Origin of the sequence: Roseiconus lacunae (assembly GCF_008312935.1) — a bacterium.
Taxonomy (GTDB): Bacteria; Planctomycetota; Planctomycetia; order Pirellulales; family Pirellulaceae; genus Stieleria; species Stieleria lacunae.
The window spans coordinates 225813-243018 of the sequence record NZ_VSZO01000007.1; the positions used below are offsets into that span (position 1 = coordinate 225813).

Annotated in this window: 12 protein-coding genes; 9 read left to right on the top strand and 3 right to left on the bottom strand. The window is 52.9% G+C overall.

The features are described from left to right. The 7 genes from FYC48_RS10965 to FYC48_RS10995 all read left to right on the top strand — a co-directional run bounded on the left by FYC48_RS10965 (nucleotide 1) and on the right by FYC48_RS10995 (nucleotide 9463). Entirely contained in the window at nucleotides 1-1542 is a 1542-nt protein-coding gene (locus tag FYC48_RS10965) for a hybrid sensor histidine kinase/response regulator (protein ID WP_149496749.1), read from the top strand. Next, complete coding sequence (locus tag FYC48_RS10970; protein WP_149496750.1) at nucleotides 1535-1903, top strand: response regulator transcription factor; 369 nt, start codon at nucleotides 1535-1537, stop codon at nucleotides 1901-1903. The genes FYC48_RS10965 and FYC48_RS10970 overlap by 8 nt, the downstream gene beginning before the upstream one ends. 21 nt (nucleotides 1904-1924) lie before the next feature. After that, nucleotides 1925-3241, top strand: coding sequence for an ABC transporter substrate-binding protein (locus FYC48_RS10975; protein WP_149496751.1), 1317 nt, complete (start codon nucleotides 1925-1927; stop codon nucleotides 3239-3241). 102 nt (nucleotides 3242-3343) lie between these two features. Continuing rightward, on the top strand, nucleotides 3344-5320 hold the full coding sequence (locus tag FYC48_RS10980; RefSeq protein ID WP_149496752.1) for a sensor histidine kinase: 1977 nt from the start codon (nucleotides 3344-3346) through the stop codon (nucleotides 5318-5320). Next, entirely contained in the window at nucleotides 5317-5748 is a 432-nt protein-coding gene (locus tag FYC48_RS10985; RefSeq protein ID WP_149496753.1) for a response regulator, read from the top strand. Before FYC48_RS10980 ends, FYC48_RS10985 begins: the two co-directional genes overlap by 4 nt. Nucleotides 5749-6112: 364 nt before the next feature. Further along, nucleotides 6113-6532 (top strand): FHA domain-containing protein, encoded by a 420-nt coding sequence (locus FYC48_RS10990; RefSeq protein ID WP_149496754.1) that lies wholly within the window; start codon nucleotides 6113-6115, stop codon nucleotides 6530-6532. A gap of 477 nt (nucleotides 6533-7009) precedes the next feature. Continuing rightward, a complete protein-coding gene (locus tag FYC48_RS10995) occupies nucleotides 7010-9463 on the top strand; it encodes a glycogen/starch/alpha-glucan phosphorylase (RefSeq protein ID WP_200836584.1) in 2454 nt (817 codons plus the stop codon). A 44-nt stretch (nucleotides 9464-9507) separates the two neighbouring features. On the opposite strand, the gene FYC48_RS11000 is transcribed toward FYC48_RS10995, so the two are convergent. After that, nucleotides 9508-10218, bottom strand: coding sequence for a carboxylesterase family protein (locus FYC48_RS11000; RefSeq protein WP_149496756.1), 711 nt, complete (start codon nucleotides 10216-10218; stop codon nucleotides 9508-9510). A gap of 601 nt (nucleotides 10219-10819) precedes the next feature. Between FYC48_RS11000 and FYC48_RS11005 the strand changes: the two genes are divergently transcribed. Continuing rightward, nucleotides 10820-13129 (top strand): tetratricopeptide repeat protein, encoded by a 2310-nt coding sequence (locus FYC48_RS11005; RefSeq protein ID WP_160149457.1) that lies wholly within the window; start codon nucleotides 10820-10822, stop codon nucleotides 13127-13129. A gap of 162 nt (nucleotides 13130-13291) precedes the next feature. On the opposite strand, the gene FYC48_RS11010 is transcribed toward FYC48_RS11005, so the two are convergent. After that, nucleotides 13292-13960 carry an RNA polymerase sigma factor gene (locus tag FYC48_RS11010; RefSeq protein WP_149496758.1) on the bottom strand — a complete coding sequence of 223 codons (669 nt, stop codon included), beginning with the start codon at nucleotides 13958-13960 and terminating at the stop codon, nucleotides 13292-13294. A gap of 42 nt (nucleotides 13961-14002) precedes the next feature. Further along, nucleotides 14003-15760 carry a cyclic nucleotide-binding and patatin-like phospholipase domain-containing protein gene (locus FYC48_RS11015; protein ID WP_149496759.1) on the bottom strand — a complete coding sequence of 586 codons (1758 nt, stop codon included), beginning with the start codon at nucleotides 15758-15760 and terminating at the stop codon, nucleotides 14003-14005. A 452-nt stretch (nucleotides 15761-16212) separates the two neighbouring features. On the opposite strand from FYC48_RS11015, the gene FYC48_RS11020 reads away from it, so the two are divergent. Further along, nucleotides 16213-17193: an aldo/keto reductase gene (locus tag FYC48_RS11020; RefSeq protein ID WP_149496760.1), complete on the top strand. Its 981-nt coding sequence runs from the start codon at nucleotides 16213-16215 to the stop codon at nucleotides 17191-17193. The last annotated feature ends 13 nt before the right edge of the window (nucleotides 17194-17206 follow it).

Sequence of the window (17206 nt, forward strand, 5' to 3'; positions counted from 1 at the left end):
ATGTCACGGGTCTTACTGATCGAGGATGATGAAGTCGATCGTCGAAATGTCATTCGAATGCTTTCACTGGCTTTGCCCGAATGGAGTATTCGCTCGAGCACCTGCCTTCTCGATGCCGAACGAGAACTGTCGGAGTTCGAATTTGACGTCATCTTGTGTGACCTCTCACTACCCGATTCCATCGGTATCAGTTCGCTCGTGCGAGTGCTACATGCCGCGTCGGGAGTGCCGATCATCGTACTGACCGGATTGGAGTCTGACAAAACGTCCATGGATGCGTTAATGGAAGGTGCGCAGGATTACTTAAACAAGAACCAGATCACGCCAGAGCTGATTCGACGATCGATTCAGTACTCGGTTCAACGCAATCACCTCAGTCAGCGAAATGCCGAATTGATGGCCTCACTCGTGAAAAGCGAAGAGGCGCTTCGTATTCAAAATCGTCGATTACGCAAAGCATGCGAAACGGCACAACAATTCGTTGATAACGTGTCGCACGAATTCCGGACTCCGTTAACGGTGATTAAGGAATACGCATCGATCATGGCAGAGGGTATGGTCGGTCCGGTACCGGATAAGCAATTGCGCTTGTTGCGAACCATCGATGATCGGGCGAGCGACTTGAACAACATGGTCGACGACATGTTGGACATTAGCAAATTGGAGTCTGGTCTGTTGACGGCCTGTCGCGAAAAGTGCTCGGTCGAATCGATCATCGAAAACGTCAGTTCGGCATTACAGCAGAAAGCGGCTATTCGCGAGATCGAATTGGAGATCTCCGTCGCCGACGATCTGCCAGATGTATTTTGTGATGCCGGAAAGGCAACCCGCACCTTGATCAATCTCGGTGTTAACGCTTTGAAGTTCGCCTCACATCATGTCGAAGTCAAAGTTCAATTCCAAACACCACACGATGTAGCGTTCACCGTCATCGATGATGGACCAGGAATTCCAGACGAACAGAAGGAATTGATATTCCAGAGGTTCAGCCAACTGCAATCCAATGTCGACAATGCCGGCAAGGGATTTGGCCTCGGGCTGAACATTGTTTCGGAATTGGTTGCGATCAATCTTGGACGATTGAGTGTGGACAGCCAAGACGGTAGCGGAAGCGAGTTCACGTTTACGTTGCCAACCTGCGATCACCTCGAAGTTGCTAAACGCTTCATCGATCATTCGTCTCGTAACGCGAATTGCCCGCAGACCGTCGCGTTGCTGAAATCGACGATACCAATTGATCAAGATGCCATCGGTGACGATGTCCGAAAGTTCTTCCTCTGTACGCTGCGGCAGAACGATTTGCTGCTTCAGATCGACCGCCGGTCCTATCTGATCCTAGCCGCGGTTGATCAAATTCAGCTAAGCGAGATGGGGTTCCGTATCGAAGAACAGCGTGCCCGATTGAATCGAAATCGATTGTCCAGCCCATTGCCAGAATTGCCACTCGAAAATCTGGGAATGTATCACCTAGATCAAAAGAACGAGGTCTTGATCGACAAAGTCGCCGAGCAGATCACCGACCGGGAGTATTCCTATGTCTAAGTTGAAAGCGTTAATCGTCGACGATGATGATTCGATCGCTCGGGGTGTCGCAATGCGTCTGGAGGCGATCGGCTTCGACACACGCGTCGCCCACGATGGCTCGAAAGGTCTTGAAGCAGTGACGAGTTACCAGCCAGATCTGATGGTACTCGACGTCCGAATGCCAATCCTTGATGGACTGGAGGTTCTCGAACGACTTGCCAATGATCCGCGGCACGACTTTCCAGTCATCATGGTTTCGGCAAGCTTGCAAGACCAAGATCGAGCCTTGGATGCCGGCGCGTCTTATTTTCTGAAGAAACCTTATGAAGGATCGGATCTGGCTCTGGCGGCTCAGATGGTCACCGGCGCGGCGGTTTAAACGCAACCCCCAGAATTATCGATGACCTCATCAATCAACATCAACTCTCGACCACCCAAACTCGGCCGGCGCCGATTCCTAAAAGTGTCGGGAACGGCAGCGCTGCTCCATGCAGGCAACCGCGGGACGGTTTCATCGGCGGTTGAAGTTGGTGCGCCCTCGGTGCACCGGAATCGCAAGCTTAAGCTACGTGTCCTTGGCACCCACGTCACCTTACAAGAAAAGATCCGTCTCAAAGCCGAGCAGGATCTTGGGCTAGAGATCGAATTCACGCCCGGTGGTAGTGCAGAAGTGCTGCATAAGGCATCGACTCAGCCGGAAAGCTTTGATCTCTATGAACAATGGTCCAATAGCCTTCGTGTCCTTTGGCAGGCCGGCTCAATCACCCCGATCGATATTGATCGGATTAAGCACTGGGGCGAAGTCAATCAGTTGACCAAAAGCGGTCGGCTCATTCCAGATGCAAAAATCGGTCGCGGCGATGCACCCCATCGTTTACTGTACGTTCAGCCGGACGGATCGGTGTCAGAACAAGAGTCGTCGCAAATCAGCTTTCTTCCCTACGTTCATAATGTCGATTCATTTGGATATGACGCCGACATTGTTCGCTACCAAGACCGTCAGCAGAGCTGGGCTTGGCTACTCGATCCACGCTGGCGAGGTCGCGTCGCGATTGTCAACGCGCCGGCGATCGGATTGTTCGACCTCGCGTTGGCCGCTCAAGCGAATGGTGACTTAACGTTCGATGACATTGGAGAGTTGTCGGAGAAGGATCTCGACCGCTTATTTGACCGAATGATCGATCTAAAAACTGGCGGCCATTTTCGAGGAATCTGGAACAGCGTGCCCGATTCGGTGCGACTGATGCAACGCAAGGAAGCGGTCATCGAAAGCATGTTCTCGCCGGCCGTGTACTCGCTGCGCCAATCAGGAACGAATTGTGTTTACGCGGCTCCTAAGGAAGGCTACCGCGCCTGGCACGGCGTGATGTGTATGTCCTCGGCGATCTCTGATGAAAGTCGCGAAGCGGCCTATCGATTCATGAATTGGTGGTTGTCCGGGTGGCCTGGCGCATTTATCGCCAGACAGGGCTACTATATTTCGAACCCGTCAAGAGCACGGCAATTCATGAGCCCAGAGGAATGGGATTATTGGTACGGTGGTCTACCGGCCGCCCGTGACTTGTTAGGCACGAGCGGCGAAGTTGTCGTCCGCGCCGGCCACGTACGAAACGGTGGCGATTACGAAGCCCGATTCTCCAACGTCGCGGTTTGGAACACTGTGATGGACTCTTACGAATACAGTTTACTTCGTTGGAACGAGTTCCTTTCGTCTTAGCAATGGCCGCACGTCGTTGTCCACGGTTGAGTCGCAAAATCCGAGAACAACGTCCGTCTCAAGTAGTCCCGTCCGAATTTTAGTTGGAACAAATCTCGTGCTATGAATCGTTCCGTATCAAACTGCCCGGATTGCGGCAAACTCCCCTGCCGACTCTGCTTCGCGAAATGGCTGACGCTCAGGTCACGTATTTTCTTGAGCGCGGGCGTTCAACTGTTGCTCTGTCTGGTTTGTTGTACGGTCGGATTTTATGGTCAGTATCGCTTGACCAAACTTTTTGCCGCTCACGAAGAAATTGGCAAAGTCGCCGAAGCGGTCCAAGAGATTGATAAGAACGTTCATCAGCTAAAGTTGGCAGCCGAGAACTACTTGCACACCGGCGCGACGTCGAAAAAGAAAGCCGCCGAAAAACTTGCGGTCACGATTTCCCAAAGTACCGAACGACTTCGCCAAGGGACGATACGAGAAGACGTCCGCGAGTTGCTTGATCAGATGAGCGAGCACGTTGCGGAGTTTGCGAAACAGCTCGAACGTGCCAGCGTCGAACGAAAGATACGTGAACAGCTCGTTCATGAAGTACTGCCAGAAAAGATCGATACACTGCGTGATACGATCGATCGCTACGCAAAACGCTCTGATGCTGATCGTGATGACGGGTTTGATTCCGCCGCAGCCTTCGCCAGTCTGTATCAATCTGAATCATACTTACACCGGTATTTGATTCGACCACGGAGTCGCCTGAAACGAGAGTTTGTCGGATCGGTCAACACGCTTGTCTCCATGTTTAACTCTGCCGGCCCCGATGAAACGGAGGCGACGGGGATGGCAAGAGGCGAATTGAATGGTTTGGCAACCGAATTTCGGCGGCTTGGATTGCGATCGATGCAGGCAACGCTCGGATTCATGTTCTACGAAAACGTCGTCATGGCAGGTCAGATCTCCGAATTTAGCTACTATTCAAAACTGATTCATCAGCGGGTTGCTGATGACTTGCAGTCGAACCGGGATCGACGTGACGAAGCATTCAGACAGACCTATTGGTTCACGCTTCTCGGCTGTCTACTTGCGTTGATTTTGGCGGTGACGGTATCTCGCCGGCTGTATTGCTCGATCGTCAATCCAATTTCGGATTTGACCACGGCGTTTCGTAAGCTCGCCAAAGGTCAAACGTTGATCGAAATTCCAGGGCTTTCCCGCCACGACGAAATTGGCCGGATGTCGGAAGCCGCCCAGGTCTTCAGCGAAAAGAATCGTGAAACAAAGGAGCTGCTCGCGACCGCTCAGCGACTCTCCCACGACTTGGACGAGAAAGCGACGTCACTCGAAGAGATTAACAGCGAACTAGATAACTTCGCTTATGTCGCTTCGCATGACTTAAAAGCTCCATTGCGAGGAATCAAAAACCTCGCCACCTGGGTAAGGGAAGACCTCGGTGAAGAAATCCCCGAGGAGACGAAAGAGCACTTAGAATTAATGGCATCACGTGTCGTTAAGATGGAATCGCTCCTGACTGATCTGTTAGAGTATTCGCGAATTGGCAAGAATGAACAGCAGGTTGAAACGATTCACCTTCGTGGGTTTGTATCGTCAGTGCTCGAGATGCTCGAAGACACAGCGGAAGTGACGATCAGTGTTTCAGGTGGCGATTTTGAGATCGAGACGCCCGTTCCTCCGTTGCGGCAGGTGTTACTGAACCTTGTCGTCAACGCGATCAAGTATAATGATAAGGGGACCGAGGGACGCGTCGAAATTCGCCTCGAAGAATCAGGAGACTTCGCACGAGTCAATGTTATCGATAACGGTAAAGGAATCGAACAAACGCACTTTGATCGGATCTTCAAGATGTACCAACGGGTATCACCGGGGAACATTGAAGGCAGTGGGATGGGGCTTGCGATTGTCAAAAAACAGGTCGAACGTCTAGGTGGGACGATCAAACTGGAATCCTCCGTTGGAACAGGTTCAACATTTCTGGTCGACTGGCCCAAACGAATTAGCTCCGTATCCGGTCCGAGAACCGCTTCGTTGTTACAGCTTCCCGTGATCGATCGACAATCACTGGAGTGTTCGCAAACATGAAAAAAATCATCGTCCTAGTTGAAGATGACGACCTCGATGTGGAATGTTTCCAACGCGGTATCCGCAAGGAATCGCTCGCCGAAACCGAAGTCGTTCGGGCAAGCGAAGGCCGCGAAGCACTTCACACGCTACGTTCGATTCTTAAACAAGATCCGGCGACGAACCTGGTCGTGGTGCTTGATTTGAACATGCCCGGTATGAACGGCTTGGAATTCCTTGCCGAGATGCGACGTGATTCGATGTTGCGTCACCTAGTTGTATTTGTACTGACTTCGTCGGAGCATCGCAGTGACGTTGTCAAAGCGTACTCGCTGGGCGTATCGGGCTATTCGTCCAAAGAAAAGGTGAACAAATTCGTCAGGTTCCTGAAGGAGTTCTTTTCGGTCGCGATACTGCCGCCTTGCTCTGGGCCTAACATCTCGGCCTGATTCAAATCCAGGTCTATGGCGGTAGCGTAGACGGCGGCAGCTTATCAAAGCGTTTTGAAATTGCGGAGTTCAGCTCTCGCTTGCGGAAGTACCGAACGTGGTCACGAATCACAGGACTTGACTCGGTCGCCGGCCTTGGTGACGTCATGCAAAGCGTTTCACATCAACAAACCTTTCACATCAACAAACCAAGGTGTGACCGTGACGGTGGTGACTTCAGTCGGTCGGCGTCAGCAAGAGGGTCACCAGTGGACGCGCGGATAGACAATGGCTAAAGTGAAATCCTCGTCTGTGCAGCCGCTTTCTTGGCTGGTTGCCCTCTCATCGCTATTACCTCTTACCATGCTTGACCTCGGAGTCTGCGATGAAGTTTAAGTTTACGCTCGTTGACCGCGAGAGCGGAAAAGATAAACGTAGCTGGGTACTGCAAACGCCTGTGACAGTGGGGCGGGGAATGTTGACCAACATTCACTTGGAAGATGGCTCGATCAGCCGTCGCCACTGCGAATTCGTGATTGGTGCCGGCGGCGAGCTCGTCATCCGCGATCTCGGGTCGAAGAATGGAATCTTTGTCGACGGCCAGCAAGTCGACAAGGCGACGTTGAAGTCCGGAATGGTTGTACAAATCGGGCTGGCTAAACTGCGGGTCGAAGAGGCAGTCGAAGCCGAAACAACGACTGGGACGCCGACGTCCACGTCCGGAGCGAGCAAAAATCATGGGGACGAAACCCATGCGGTCAAGATTTTTCCTCCGTCGGACGACGATCGCTACGAGATCGGTTAACGCGTCTTAACTTTGCGGACGCCGCGCTAATAGCCGATGATTGGCTGCCGGGGGGCGATCCTAGCCTAGACGAACCACTTTTGATGCCTGAAAATACTTGTCAGTTTTGACGGGTGTGCCGATTACGTTGTTGTGGTCGTGTTGGATGGCTTTTGAGTGATGGGGAAATCTTAATCCGGTCGATTTTTCTTGCTTCAGCCGGTTTCACGTCCGATCACTCAGACAGAGATCTCGAATTGAGGTGGACAGTCGCGTCGATGCGACTCACGGTAAAACCGACCGCAGCAGCCGTACTTTTGTTCAGGATGATTGGCCGTTTGTGCAATTTGTGGGCGGTCATTCTTCCGCTACATCATGTCAAAACTTGGACGGTTGTTTCCACGTCGCGAGCACTCTATCACTGATTGCGGTTCCATTCCAAATTGAATATCGATCGAGTTAAGAAAGACGATGCAAAAGACCCTCGAAGAAAGTCCTATGTCCGATCATAGCAATGGCAACGGCGTGGTGATTTTGGACACGCTCTCTCGTGAGTTCCGTCGTCACCTGCTGTTTTCGCTTGGAAAAAACGAAGCTGAATCGGACAGCGACTACTGTTACCGAGCTGCGGCACTTGCGGCGCGAGATCGAATCACGGAGGACTGGATCAGCACCCGTGAACGGATCGATCAATCCGATACACGTCGGGTCCATTATCTTTCGCTTGAGTTCTTGCTCGGGCGTTCACTAAACAACGCGCTGTTGAATCTGGATCTGGAAGAACCGATGCGAAAGGCGCTTCATCGGTTCGGCGTTGAGCTTGAAGAAGTCATCGATCAGGAGCCCGACGCCGGACTTGGCAATGGCGGCTTGGGACGTCTTGCGGCATGCTTTCTGGATAGTTGTGCCAATTTGAAATTGCCGGTCTCCGGGTACGGGATTCGGTACGAATATGGGATGTTCAATCAAACGGTCGATAATGGCCGACAAATTGAAGGCCCCGATCACTGGCTGCGCAACGGCAATCCTTGGGAAATTGAACGTCACGAGGACACTCGAAAAATTCACCTCTACGGGCGGACCGAACGCACCAGCGATGCCGATGGCAAGCTTCATCACGAGTGGGTCGAATCACAATGCGTTTTGGCGGTGCCTTATGACATGCCAATCCCAGGTTATCGCAACGGGACCGTAAATACGCTGCGTTTGTGGAAGGCGACGGCAACTGACGAGTTCAACCTAAGCGAGTTTAACGCGGGCAGCTACACCGAGTCAGTTGCCGAGAAAAACAACGCCGAGCAAATTTCGATGGTGTTGTATCCCAACGATGCGAGCGAAAACGGAAAGGAACTGCGACTGAAACAGCAGTACTTTCTTGTTTCGGCCAGCTTGCAAGACGTTATCGCTGACTGGGTGAAGCGAAATGGCGAGGACTTCACCGACTTCGGCAAAAAGAACTGCTTCCAGCTCAACGATACGCACCCCGCTTGCGCCGTTCCGGAATTGATGCGGTTGCTGATGGACGAGCATGGGCTGGAGTGGGACGACGCCTGGGCAATCACGACGGAATGTATGGCGTACACCAACCACACGTTGCTACCGGAGGCCTTGGAGCGTTGGTCGGTTGGACTGTTTGGGAATTTGTTACCGCGGATTTTGGAAATCATTTACGAGATCAACGAACGGTTCTTGGCCTTTGTCGAAGCGAAGTACCCTGGCGACAAAGAACTCCTGAACCGGGTTTCTATCATCGAAGGTGGCAACAACCCGCACATTCGAATGGCCTACCTGTCGATCGTAGGCAGCTTTTCGGTAAACGGGGTGGCCCAGTTGCACACCGATCTGCTGAAAAGCGGTTTGTTCTCCGACTTCGATCGTATTTGGCCCGGGAAACTTAACAACAAGACCAATGGTGTAACCCAGCGACGTTGGCTTTCCCATTGTAATCCTGGATTGCGTGATCTACTGACCGAGACAATCGGTTCTTCGTGGGAATCAGATCTTGAGAAAATCAAAGATCTGGCACCGTATTCCGAAGACGCTGCGTTTCGTAAGAAATGGCGAGCAGTCAAACAAGCCAACAAAGAACGATTGACCAAATACATCGCTCAAAACACGGGCGTGCAATTCGATGCGTCGATGATGTTCGATGTCCAAGTCAAACGGATTCACGAGTACAAACGCCAACTGCTCAATATCTTGCACGTCATTCACTTGTATGACCGAATCATGCGTGGCGATACCGAAGGCATGGTACCGCGTTGTGTTTTGATTGGCGGTAAAGCCGCACCGGGATACCACATCGCGAAGCTGATCATCAAGCTGGCCAATAACGTTGCCGCACGTGTCAACGCCGAACCTAAGGCGGCTGATCTGTTGCGAATGGTGTTCTTCCCGAACTACCGCGTCTCTGCCATGGAAGTGATTTGCCCGGGTACGGAACTGAGCGAACAAATCAGTACCGCCGGTAAAGAAGCGTCCGGAACGGGGAACATGAAATTCATGATGAACGGCGCGCTCACAATCGGAACGCTCGACGGGGCCAATATCGAAATCCGGGAAAAAGCCGGTGAAGAAAACTTCTTCCTCTTTGGACTCGATGCGAAAGAGGTCGCCGAAACTCGAAAGCACTACGATCCAAACGCAATCATCAATTCAGATGACGATATCCGCCGAATCATGGAGTTGCTCGAAGGCGGGCGGTTCAATGAAAACGAACCCGGTATCTTCGGTGAATTGATCGGCGGGTTGCGGAACCCGGGAGATCAGTGGCTGAGCATCGCGGACTTGCGAAGCTTCATCGATTCCCAAGCCCAAGTAGCTGGGATCTACATGAACCCCGAACAGTGGGATCGTATGAGCATCCTCAATACAGCTAACAGTGGTTGGTTCTCCAGCGATCGCACGATCCAGCAATACGCCGACGACATCTGGAACGTCGGCGCGATTTAACGATCGTCTCGGTTGCCTAAAGACAGGCCGTTCACGGCCTAAGACTAGCGTTTTTTATGTGACAGAAACCACTCGTACAATTCCGGATTGTTGTACGTTTTTGTCCACGAGTCATGGGGGGCCTCCGGATAGACGGTGAACTTCGGTTCGTTTCCGACCTTCCTGAGGGCCTCGACCATGGTTTCCGATCGCGACAAAGGAACCACGCTGTCCTTTGCTCCGTGGAAAACCCAAATCGGTAGACCCTTTAGTGCTTTTGCGCGAAACGCCTCGCTGCCGCCACAGATGGGGGCGACAGCGGCAAAACGCTCAGGTGTGTAGGCCGCCAAAGCCCACGTCCCAAAGCCGCCCATACTCAGTCCCGTCACGTAAATTCGGTTCTCGTCCACGTTGTATTTTTTGACCACATCGTCGAGGAGTGCCGTGAGTTGATGCGGTTGCCAGATCTTCCCGCTGCCGCACTGCGGAGATACGACGATGAATGGGAGTTTCTGACCGGCTTCGATCAGCTTTGGCGGACCATGCTTCTTCACTTGCTCTAGCTTACTGCCCCGTTCACCAGCACCGTGCAAGAATAACAGTAGTGGCATTGGATCCCCGGAGTCGCTGTATCCCTCCGGAAGTGAAATGAGGTAGTGCAGTTGCACCGGCACCATCACGTCAAGACGCTCGGCAGTCTGTGTTGAGTCGTCCGCCGCAATCGCGGAACCGCACAGTACCGCCACGGTGAAACTGAATAACGCAATCGATCTCATGGTGAAACTCTCTTAGGTTCCGCAAGGAAATGGACAAGCCTACCTTTTAGACGTCTGCCGTTGTCGACAAATCGGTTCAAAGGCAAGGGCTTTGAATCGGTGCAATGAACGCGGCAATAGTCTAAATGATCTATCGATCTGGCACTTTGCGGTGGGCGAAAATGCCGTCGACGATCAGTCAGGTTACCCGGTCCTCGAATTTGACTGGTGTACTGGTATCACCGTCGCAACGACAGGGCGGAAAACCCTCTGCCGGGTCCCGTTGCTAGCTATCGTGGCGACCCACACGGGAAAAGACGGTCTAAAACGTCACACCAAGTAAGTGAGTCAATCCGCCGTGGATGCAAGACAACGCTCACGTTGCGTGTTCAACGTGGCAATCTTCGCCAACTCAGCCGATGAAACTAGTGCAGCGTTCCGGTTTGGCTTCGAAATTTCCCGCATAATGTTGCCTAGAATTGTATTGAAGTCACCGGGGCAATCGCCCACCGGGCTACTCGGACCCGTCCGAGTTTTCGATTGGCGCGATGCCCCCAAGGTTGACAAACGGCTGGCCTGTTCAAGCTGCAGAACCTTTGATTCGACAGGAAAACACACAGCGATGACTTCACGTAAGCCCCTGCACAAACGAAAACGTCGGACGCGTCCAACGGCAGGAAAATCGCTTTCCAGTACTGGCAATGAATCTGGTAGCGATGCCACCGATCGACAAATGACGCTCGCGCTCGATCTACAACGAAAAGGAAAACTTGACGGCGCAAAACAAATCTACTGTCAGATCATCAGTCAAGATCCGACTCACAGTGAAGCTTGGCATTGGCTTGGGATGACGCTCTACAGTGGCGGCGCACATGATGACGCAGTCGCGTGTCTTGAAAAAGCACGGTCCTTCTCTGCCAAGCCCGACGAACTCTTGCCCCACCTTGCGATTGTTTATCACGGGACGGGAAAAACGAGTGAGGCGATCGATGTGCTTCGGATTGCTATATCCAAGGATCCGAACAATGCCGAATTACACAACAACCTGGGCGTGTTCTATTTGGAAACGGAGCAGTATCCGGACGCAAGAACAGAGTTTGACATCACCTTAAAATTGCAGCCCGATTTCGCACAGGCCTCCATGAACTTGGGGAACTGTTTGGTCAAACTAAACCAGTTGCACGACGCCGAGCGACTTTATCGCAGCTTACTCCAGCAGGACGGAAACCACCTGGATGTGATGGGAAACCTCGGCGAGTGTTTACGGCGACAGCGCCGGTACGAAGACGCTTTGGAATATCTGCAGCCAGTTATCGATTCACGTCCACAGGATCTCAACTCTCGGCTCACACACGCGCGAACGATCGCAAGTCTCGGAAGACTAGAGCGAGCAAAAGAATTGTTGACGAACCTATGCGGTGAATTCCCCTCCAGTGAGCTTGCGCTGCATTATCTCGGTTCAACGCTCCACGATTTAGGAGACTTTGTCGAAGCGAACGTGATCCTGCGTAGGGCACTTCAGCGTGCTCCCAATGACGCCCGTATCCACGCATCACTTGGGGCGGTGCTGCTTGACCTGGAACAACGCGGAGAGGCACTCGAATGTTTTCGCCGTGCGATCGAACTTGATCCGACGCTTAGTGGCGCCCATGGATGCCTGCTCTACCTACTTACAGGTACACCGGATGTTTCGCCGGAGGAAGTCTATCAGGCGCATTTACAGTGGGGGAATCTGCATGGAAGTAAGCGTGTGATTTCAACGCACCGCAATCAGCGCACAGCGATCCGCCCCCTTCGAATTGGCTACGCGTCGGCGGATTTTCGAGAGCACGCGGTCGCGGGTTTCTTTGAACCGCTACTGCGATTACGTGACGCCGAATGGTTTGAAACGTTCTGCTACTACGAGGGTGCGATCGAAGACGATTGGACGCGCCGACTAAAGAATCAGTCGGATCATTGGCGAGTCACATTTGGCTACTCCGATGATCAAATCGTTGCCCAAGTGATCGAAGACAAAATCGATATCCTTGTCGACTTATCTGGTCATACCGTTGGAAATCGTTTGACCGCTTGGTCACAGAAGCCAGCGCCCGTCCAAATCTCTTGGCTGGGCTATCCCAACACGACAGGTCTCGACACCATCGACTATTCGTTTACATGCGAGGTTCAGAATCCGATCGATGAATCCGATCGACATAGCGAAACACTGATCCGAATCCCAGGCGGCTCGTTCTCATTTCAGGCCCCGCCTACGGCACCAAAGGTTTCGGAACTTCCGGCGAAGACACGGCGACAGGTGACGTTCGGCTCGCTACACCGTCCGTTTAAAATTTCGGCGTCCACGCATGACTACTGGGCGACCGCCCTTCAGGCATGTCCGGAGGCGCGTTTGCTCGCTTTCCATACCCGATTTACCGAGCGTTCGGCCTCCGAGTTACGATCGGCTCTTGAGCAACAAGGGATCGATCCGGCTCGGATTGAAATCAGAAATCAATTCAAAGGCGACTCCTATCTCGAGATCTACAGGGAAATCGACCTGGCCCTCGATGTGACGCCGTGGGCCGGCGGGACGACAACCATGGAAGCGTTGTGGATGGGCATTCCAATGATCGCGATTTACGGAAGCAGTCGGCCGTCGCGGGGGACGGCGGGGATCGTCCATCATCTCGGACATCCGGAGTGGATCGCGAAATCTAAACAAGAGTATCGCGACAAAACGATTGCTTTAGCGGCGGATATTGAACAGCTCGCCGAAACGCGGCATACACTGCGGGAGAAAGTCAAATCGACGATCGGCAACGAAGCCCGCTTCGTCAATGAAATAGAGAAAGCGTATCGCAGGGTTTGGATAAATTGGTGTCGTAATCCAACGGTGATGCCATCGCTTCGAACCCCCACTTCGGTAATGACGAATTCAATTCCGCCCGTTTGATTTGCCGGAGTTCGGCCAAAGTTGGTTGCCATCCAACACGTTGGTTCGATTGGAACGCCGCACTAAGCAGGTAAACGCGAGACTTGGTGTTTAATAATCTGGATAACACCCTCCCAGTGCTAGAGTGAAACGACTTAAGCGGAAACATTCATGTTCAAACGCTTAGGATGCCATGCCCTCATCGGCCAACTCTGGGAAGACGCTATCGTCGAGATCTTTTCGCTTGATGATTGCTTTTAAGCGAATCAAAAAGTCGCTTTTGTAGTTGGCGATCTGCTGCTCAGTCAGTTCTAAATGTTCGGCAACACGTTTGTTGCCCCAGCCAAGAACGACGATCAGTTCCATCGCTTGGAGTTTCACCCAATTGCCGGATTCTTTCCAACGTTGAATCTGTTCCTCGATCGCATCGGCAATCGCATTGGATTCCAAATGCTTTCTTTCGACGCTACGGGCGATGCTACTGGCAACTCTGCCGCCACCGGGCAGATCAATAGGGCCACTGGTGCTTTTCTGACCTTGCAACTGAATCGTCGGCCGACGACCTTCGCGACGTAAATGATCCGTTAGCTTGTACGCACAGATTGAGAACAGATAGCTTTCCAGTGGACGATCACCGTCATAATTCGGCAAGCTGACCAGGAAACCCACGAAGGCTTCTTGGACGATATCTTCGGCAGCTGCGGCATCACGAATCCGGCTTCGAGTATACGCGAGCAGACGTCCTTCGTACCGATCGATCAGTGATTGCCATGCCGTCGAATCACCGGCGCGAATCTGGTCGACCAAAATCGCGTCGGCTGAAGGTGGGCCTGGTTGGCTTGCTAGATTCATAGCTTTCTCGGTTATACGGTGGCGATCAAGTGATTCGACGCTTCAGCTGATTGCTCGCTTAACGTTTTCAACGGCCTTTTCCCCCGCTTCGCGTCCGGCATCGATCAGTTGATCGACCGCGTGAAAGTCTTCGATCCGGAAGTCACTGGTCTGGGGAATAATGATCAGGTCACTTTCCTCGCGATGCAGGGCGCTACAATGACGCCGACTGATGTCCATTGCCCGCAATAGCGTTGAAAAGTAGCTTGGTTTCCGGAGATTTCCGCGTTTATCCTTTCCATAGTCGGTCGTGATCGTTGACCCGACATCGATCGAGATGACTTGGTCACAGCCCTCGCTGCGCAAAACAGAGGCGGGGACATTCATTAAGACGCCGCCGTCAACGAGCATCTGCCCCTCTCGGATAATTGGACTTCCGAACACGGGATGGTTGATGCTTTGCAGAACCGCGTTGACCAAGTCTCCTTCCCGTCGAATTTGTTGCTCGCCACTGATCAAATCGAGTGTGGTGATCGAAAGTGGCAGATCAGAATGCTCGAAAGTAAGTTGGTGCATGTACCGCCGCAGTTTGACTTCGAACCGGCCGCCCCGAAAGCTATGCAGTAAAAACATACGTCTGGTGGAAGAACGTTTCGCGAGGAACCCGGGGGGCACCATCTCTTTCCGAAAGAAATCCCCGACTTCGCTCGGCTGAAACCCAACGCCGACTGCCGCGGTGACGATCGCACCGGCGCTGGTTCCGGCGATCGAGTCAAAGACGATCCCTTCGCGTCGCAGGACCTCCAGGACGCCAATGTGTGCGATCCCTCTTGCACCGCCGCCACCGAGTGCTAGACCGATTCGGCGTCCCATCAACGAGCGATGTAATCGGACGGCACCGGATGGATCAAAACGCGACGCCAGCCCTTGACCAGAGTAACGACACCGCACCGCCGTTGCCGGTTGATTCATTTTTGGTCGCTCAGATGCATTGCCGTCGAACATCAACGCGACGATCGGACGTCGATGTGGCGGAATCGCTTCATGAAGTGCTTTCAAGTTAGGCGACAAGCCAGTCGACGCAGAAACAGCAAATACCACTCGGTTGCATTCCTGCACGACTGCTTTGGCGGCGTTGCTGCCCATCGCCATTGTGACTGAGAGTGATTGGTCGATCCGTTCGGCGATCGTGTAACCTAAGTCGTCTGGTTGGACGCTGATCGCGTCACGATCCAGATCGGTTGGCCGTTGATCGGGATGATCACAGAGCAAGATCGGCTGAACCACTTGTTGGCTCGCCCGTAATGTCGCGACCAAAGCTTCGGCCAAACGCCAACCTTCGGTGTCCTGAATGATCACGCCAAGTGAATGCAGGCCACGTTTCGGGCGAACGTCGCTTTGGCGAGCGGCATTCATTTGCGACAATCGACTGGTCAACGACCGCGTGACGTTTTCCAGCAACTCTGGATAGGATTTCACCAACCTGCGATAGTCATCTCCAGAAAGCACCATCGCTTCTACATAAGTGATCGCCGACACGGTGGCGCTTCGAGGGGATCCAGAGATCACCGACGCTTCGCCGAAGTGCTCTCCGGGCCCCATCATACTGAGCGTGCGTTCGGCAACGGCGGGGCCGTCGCCCGACCAAACTCGCACGCGGCCGGCGGTGATCAGAAATAGCTCGTCACCGCTGTCACCAGCTTGCACGATCGTCGTGCCGGCTTCAAAAGTGCGTGGTTGAAACGCGGAAAGCACATTCTCCAAACCGTCGTTGCTCAATCCCATCAGCAACGAGCGTGCTATCGATTCATTTCGATCCATCAGAAAAGTGCTCGCCAAAACATCGAAAACGCATTCAGAACCGATCCGAAAACCGAAGTATGCCGACGAGCCAACGATATTAGCTACGAGCCCCGGTTCGCGCGGGGCTTGGCGACGCAGGCCCGACGGCGGCGGGGTTGGCTGAAAAATTTGGTTCGCTTTTCGGAACGAACCTCCAGCCTAGCGAAATTCCATGCTCGGTGGCAGTTGTCTTTTTTAACCTTCGTGACTTCGTCCAGCTCTGACGGTGGGGCAAAATTTCAGCGAATACGTATGACTTCCCGTTTAGATCTGCAAACCCCACGGGGCGTCGCCTATCTCCCGCTTCTGCGTTTTGATGTTTTCGATCGACTGCGGTCAACTTGGCCCATCGATCATCAACGGCTGGTCACAGCGTCTTAGGTTTGGGAAGATAGCCGCCGAACAGTCCATTCGTCATGAGGAAGCAATTAATGAGCGACGTTTTTCAGCTTTGCAGTGGGGACAAGATCCCGGCGGTCGGTTTGGGAATTTGGAAAATTGATGTCGATCAGACGGCCAGCGTCGTCCGCGACGCTATCGACGTTGGCTATCGACATATCGATTCGGCGTGCGACTACGGAAATGAGATACAAGCTGGCGAAGGCATCAGTAACGCAATCAGCGCGGGACTCGTCACACGCGAAGACTTGTGGGTGACCAGTAAGCTTTGGAACACCTTCCATCGCCCCGAACACGTTCGTCCCGCATTGGAAAAGTCGCTTCAAGACCTTGGCCTGGACTACCTTGATCTTTATCACATTCACTTCCCAATCTCTTTGGCCTACGTGGCCCCAGAGAAACGCTACCCGCCCGGTTGGTTCTTCGATCCCGATGCCGATGAACCTGCGATGAAGGAAGATTTGGTTCCGATCATCGAGACATGGCAGGCGATGGTTGAACTGAAGAAAGCTGGTTTGGTTCGTAACCTCGGGGTCTGCAACTTTGGCGTCTCGCTGATTCGTGATCTGATTGCGTCATCACCAGAGAAACCGTCTGTGCTGCAGGTCGAACTGCATCCTTACCTCACTCAAGAAAAGCTCCTTCGATTCTGTGCCGAGCAGGACATTCATGTCACCGGTTTCTCATCGCTCGGAGCCCAGTCATATTTTTCCATTGGGATGGCGGAAGAAAGCGAAAGCGTCATCGACCGCGCCGAGACCAAATCTATCGCGGAAGCTGTCGGCCGAACCCCGGCTCAAGTGGTCATGCGTTGGGCCGTCCAACGGGGCACCTCGATCGTCCCCAAAACGACAAAGAAGCAGCGTCTGATCGAAAACCTTAGCTTGTTTGATTTCGAACTCAGCGAGGAGCAGATGAAGACAATTTCGGGGCTGAATCAGAATCATCGTTTCAACGACCCCGGATCATTTGGCGAAAAAGCCTTCAACACGTTTTACCCGATCTATGAATAGACGTCTTACCCGT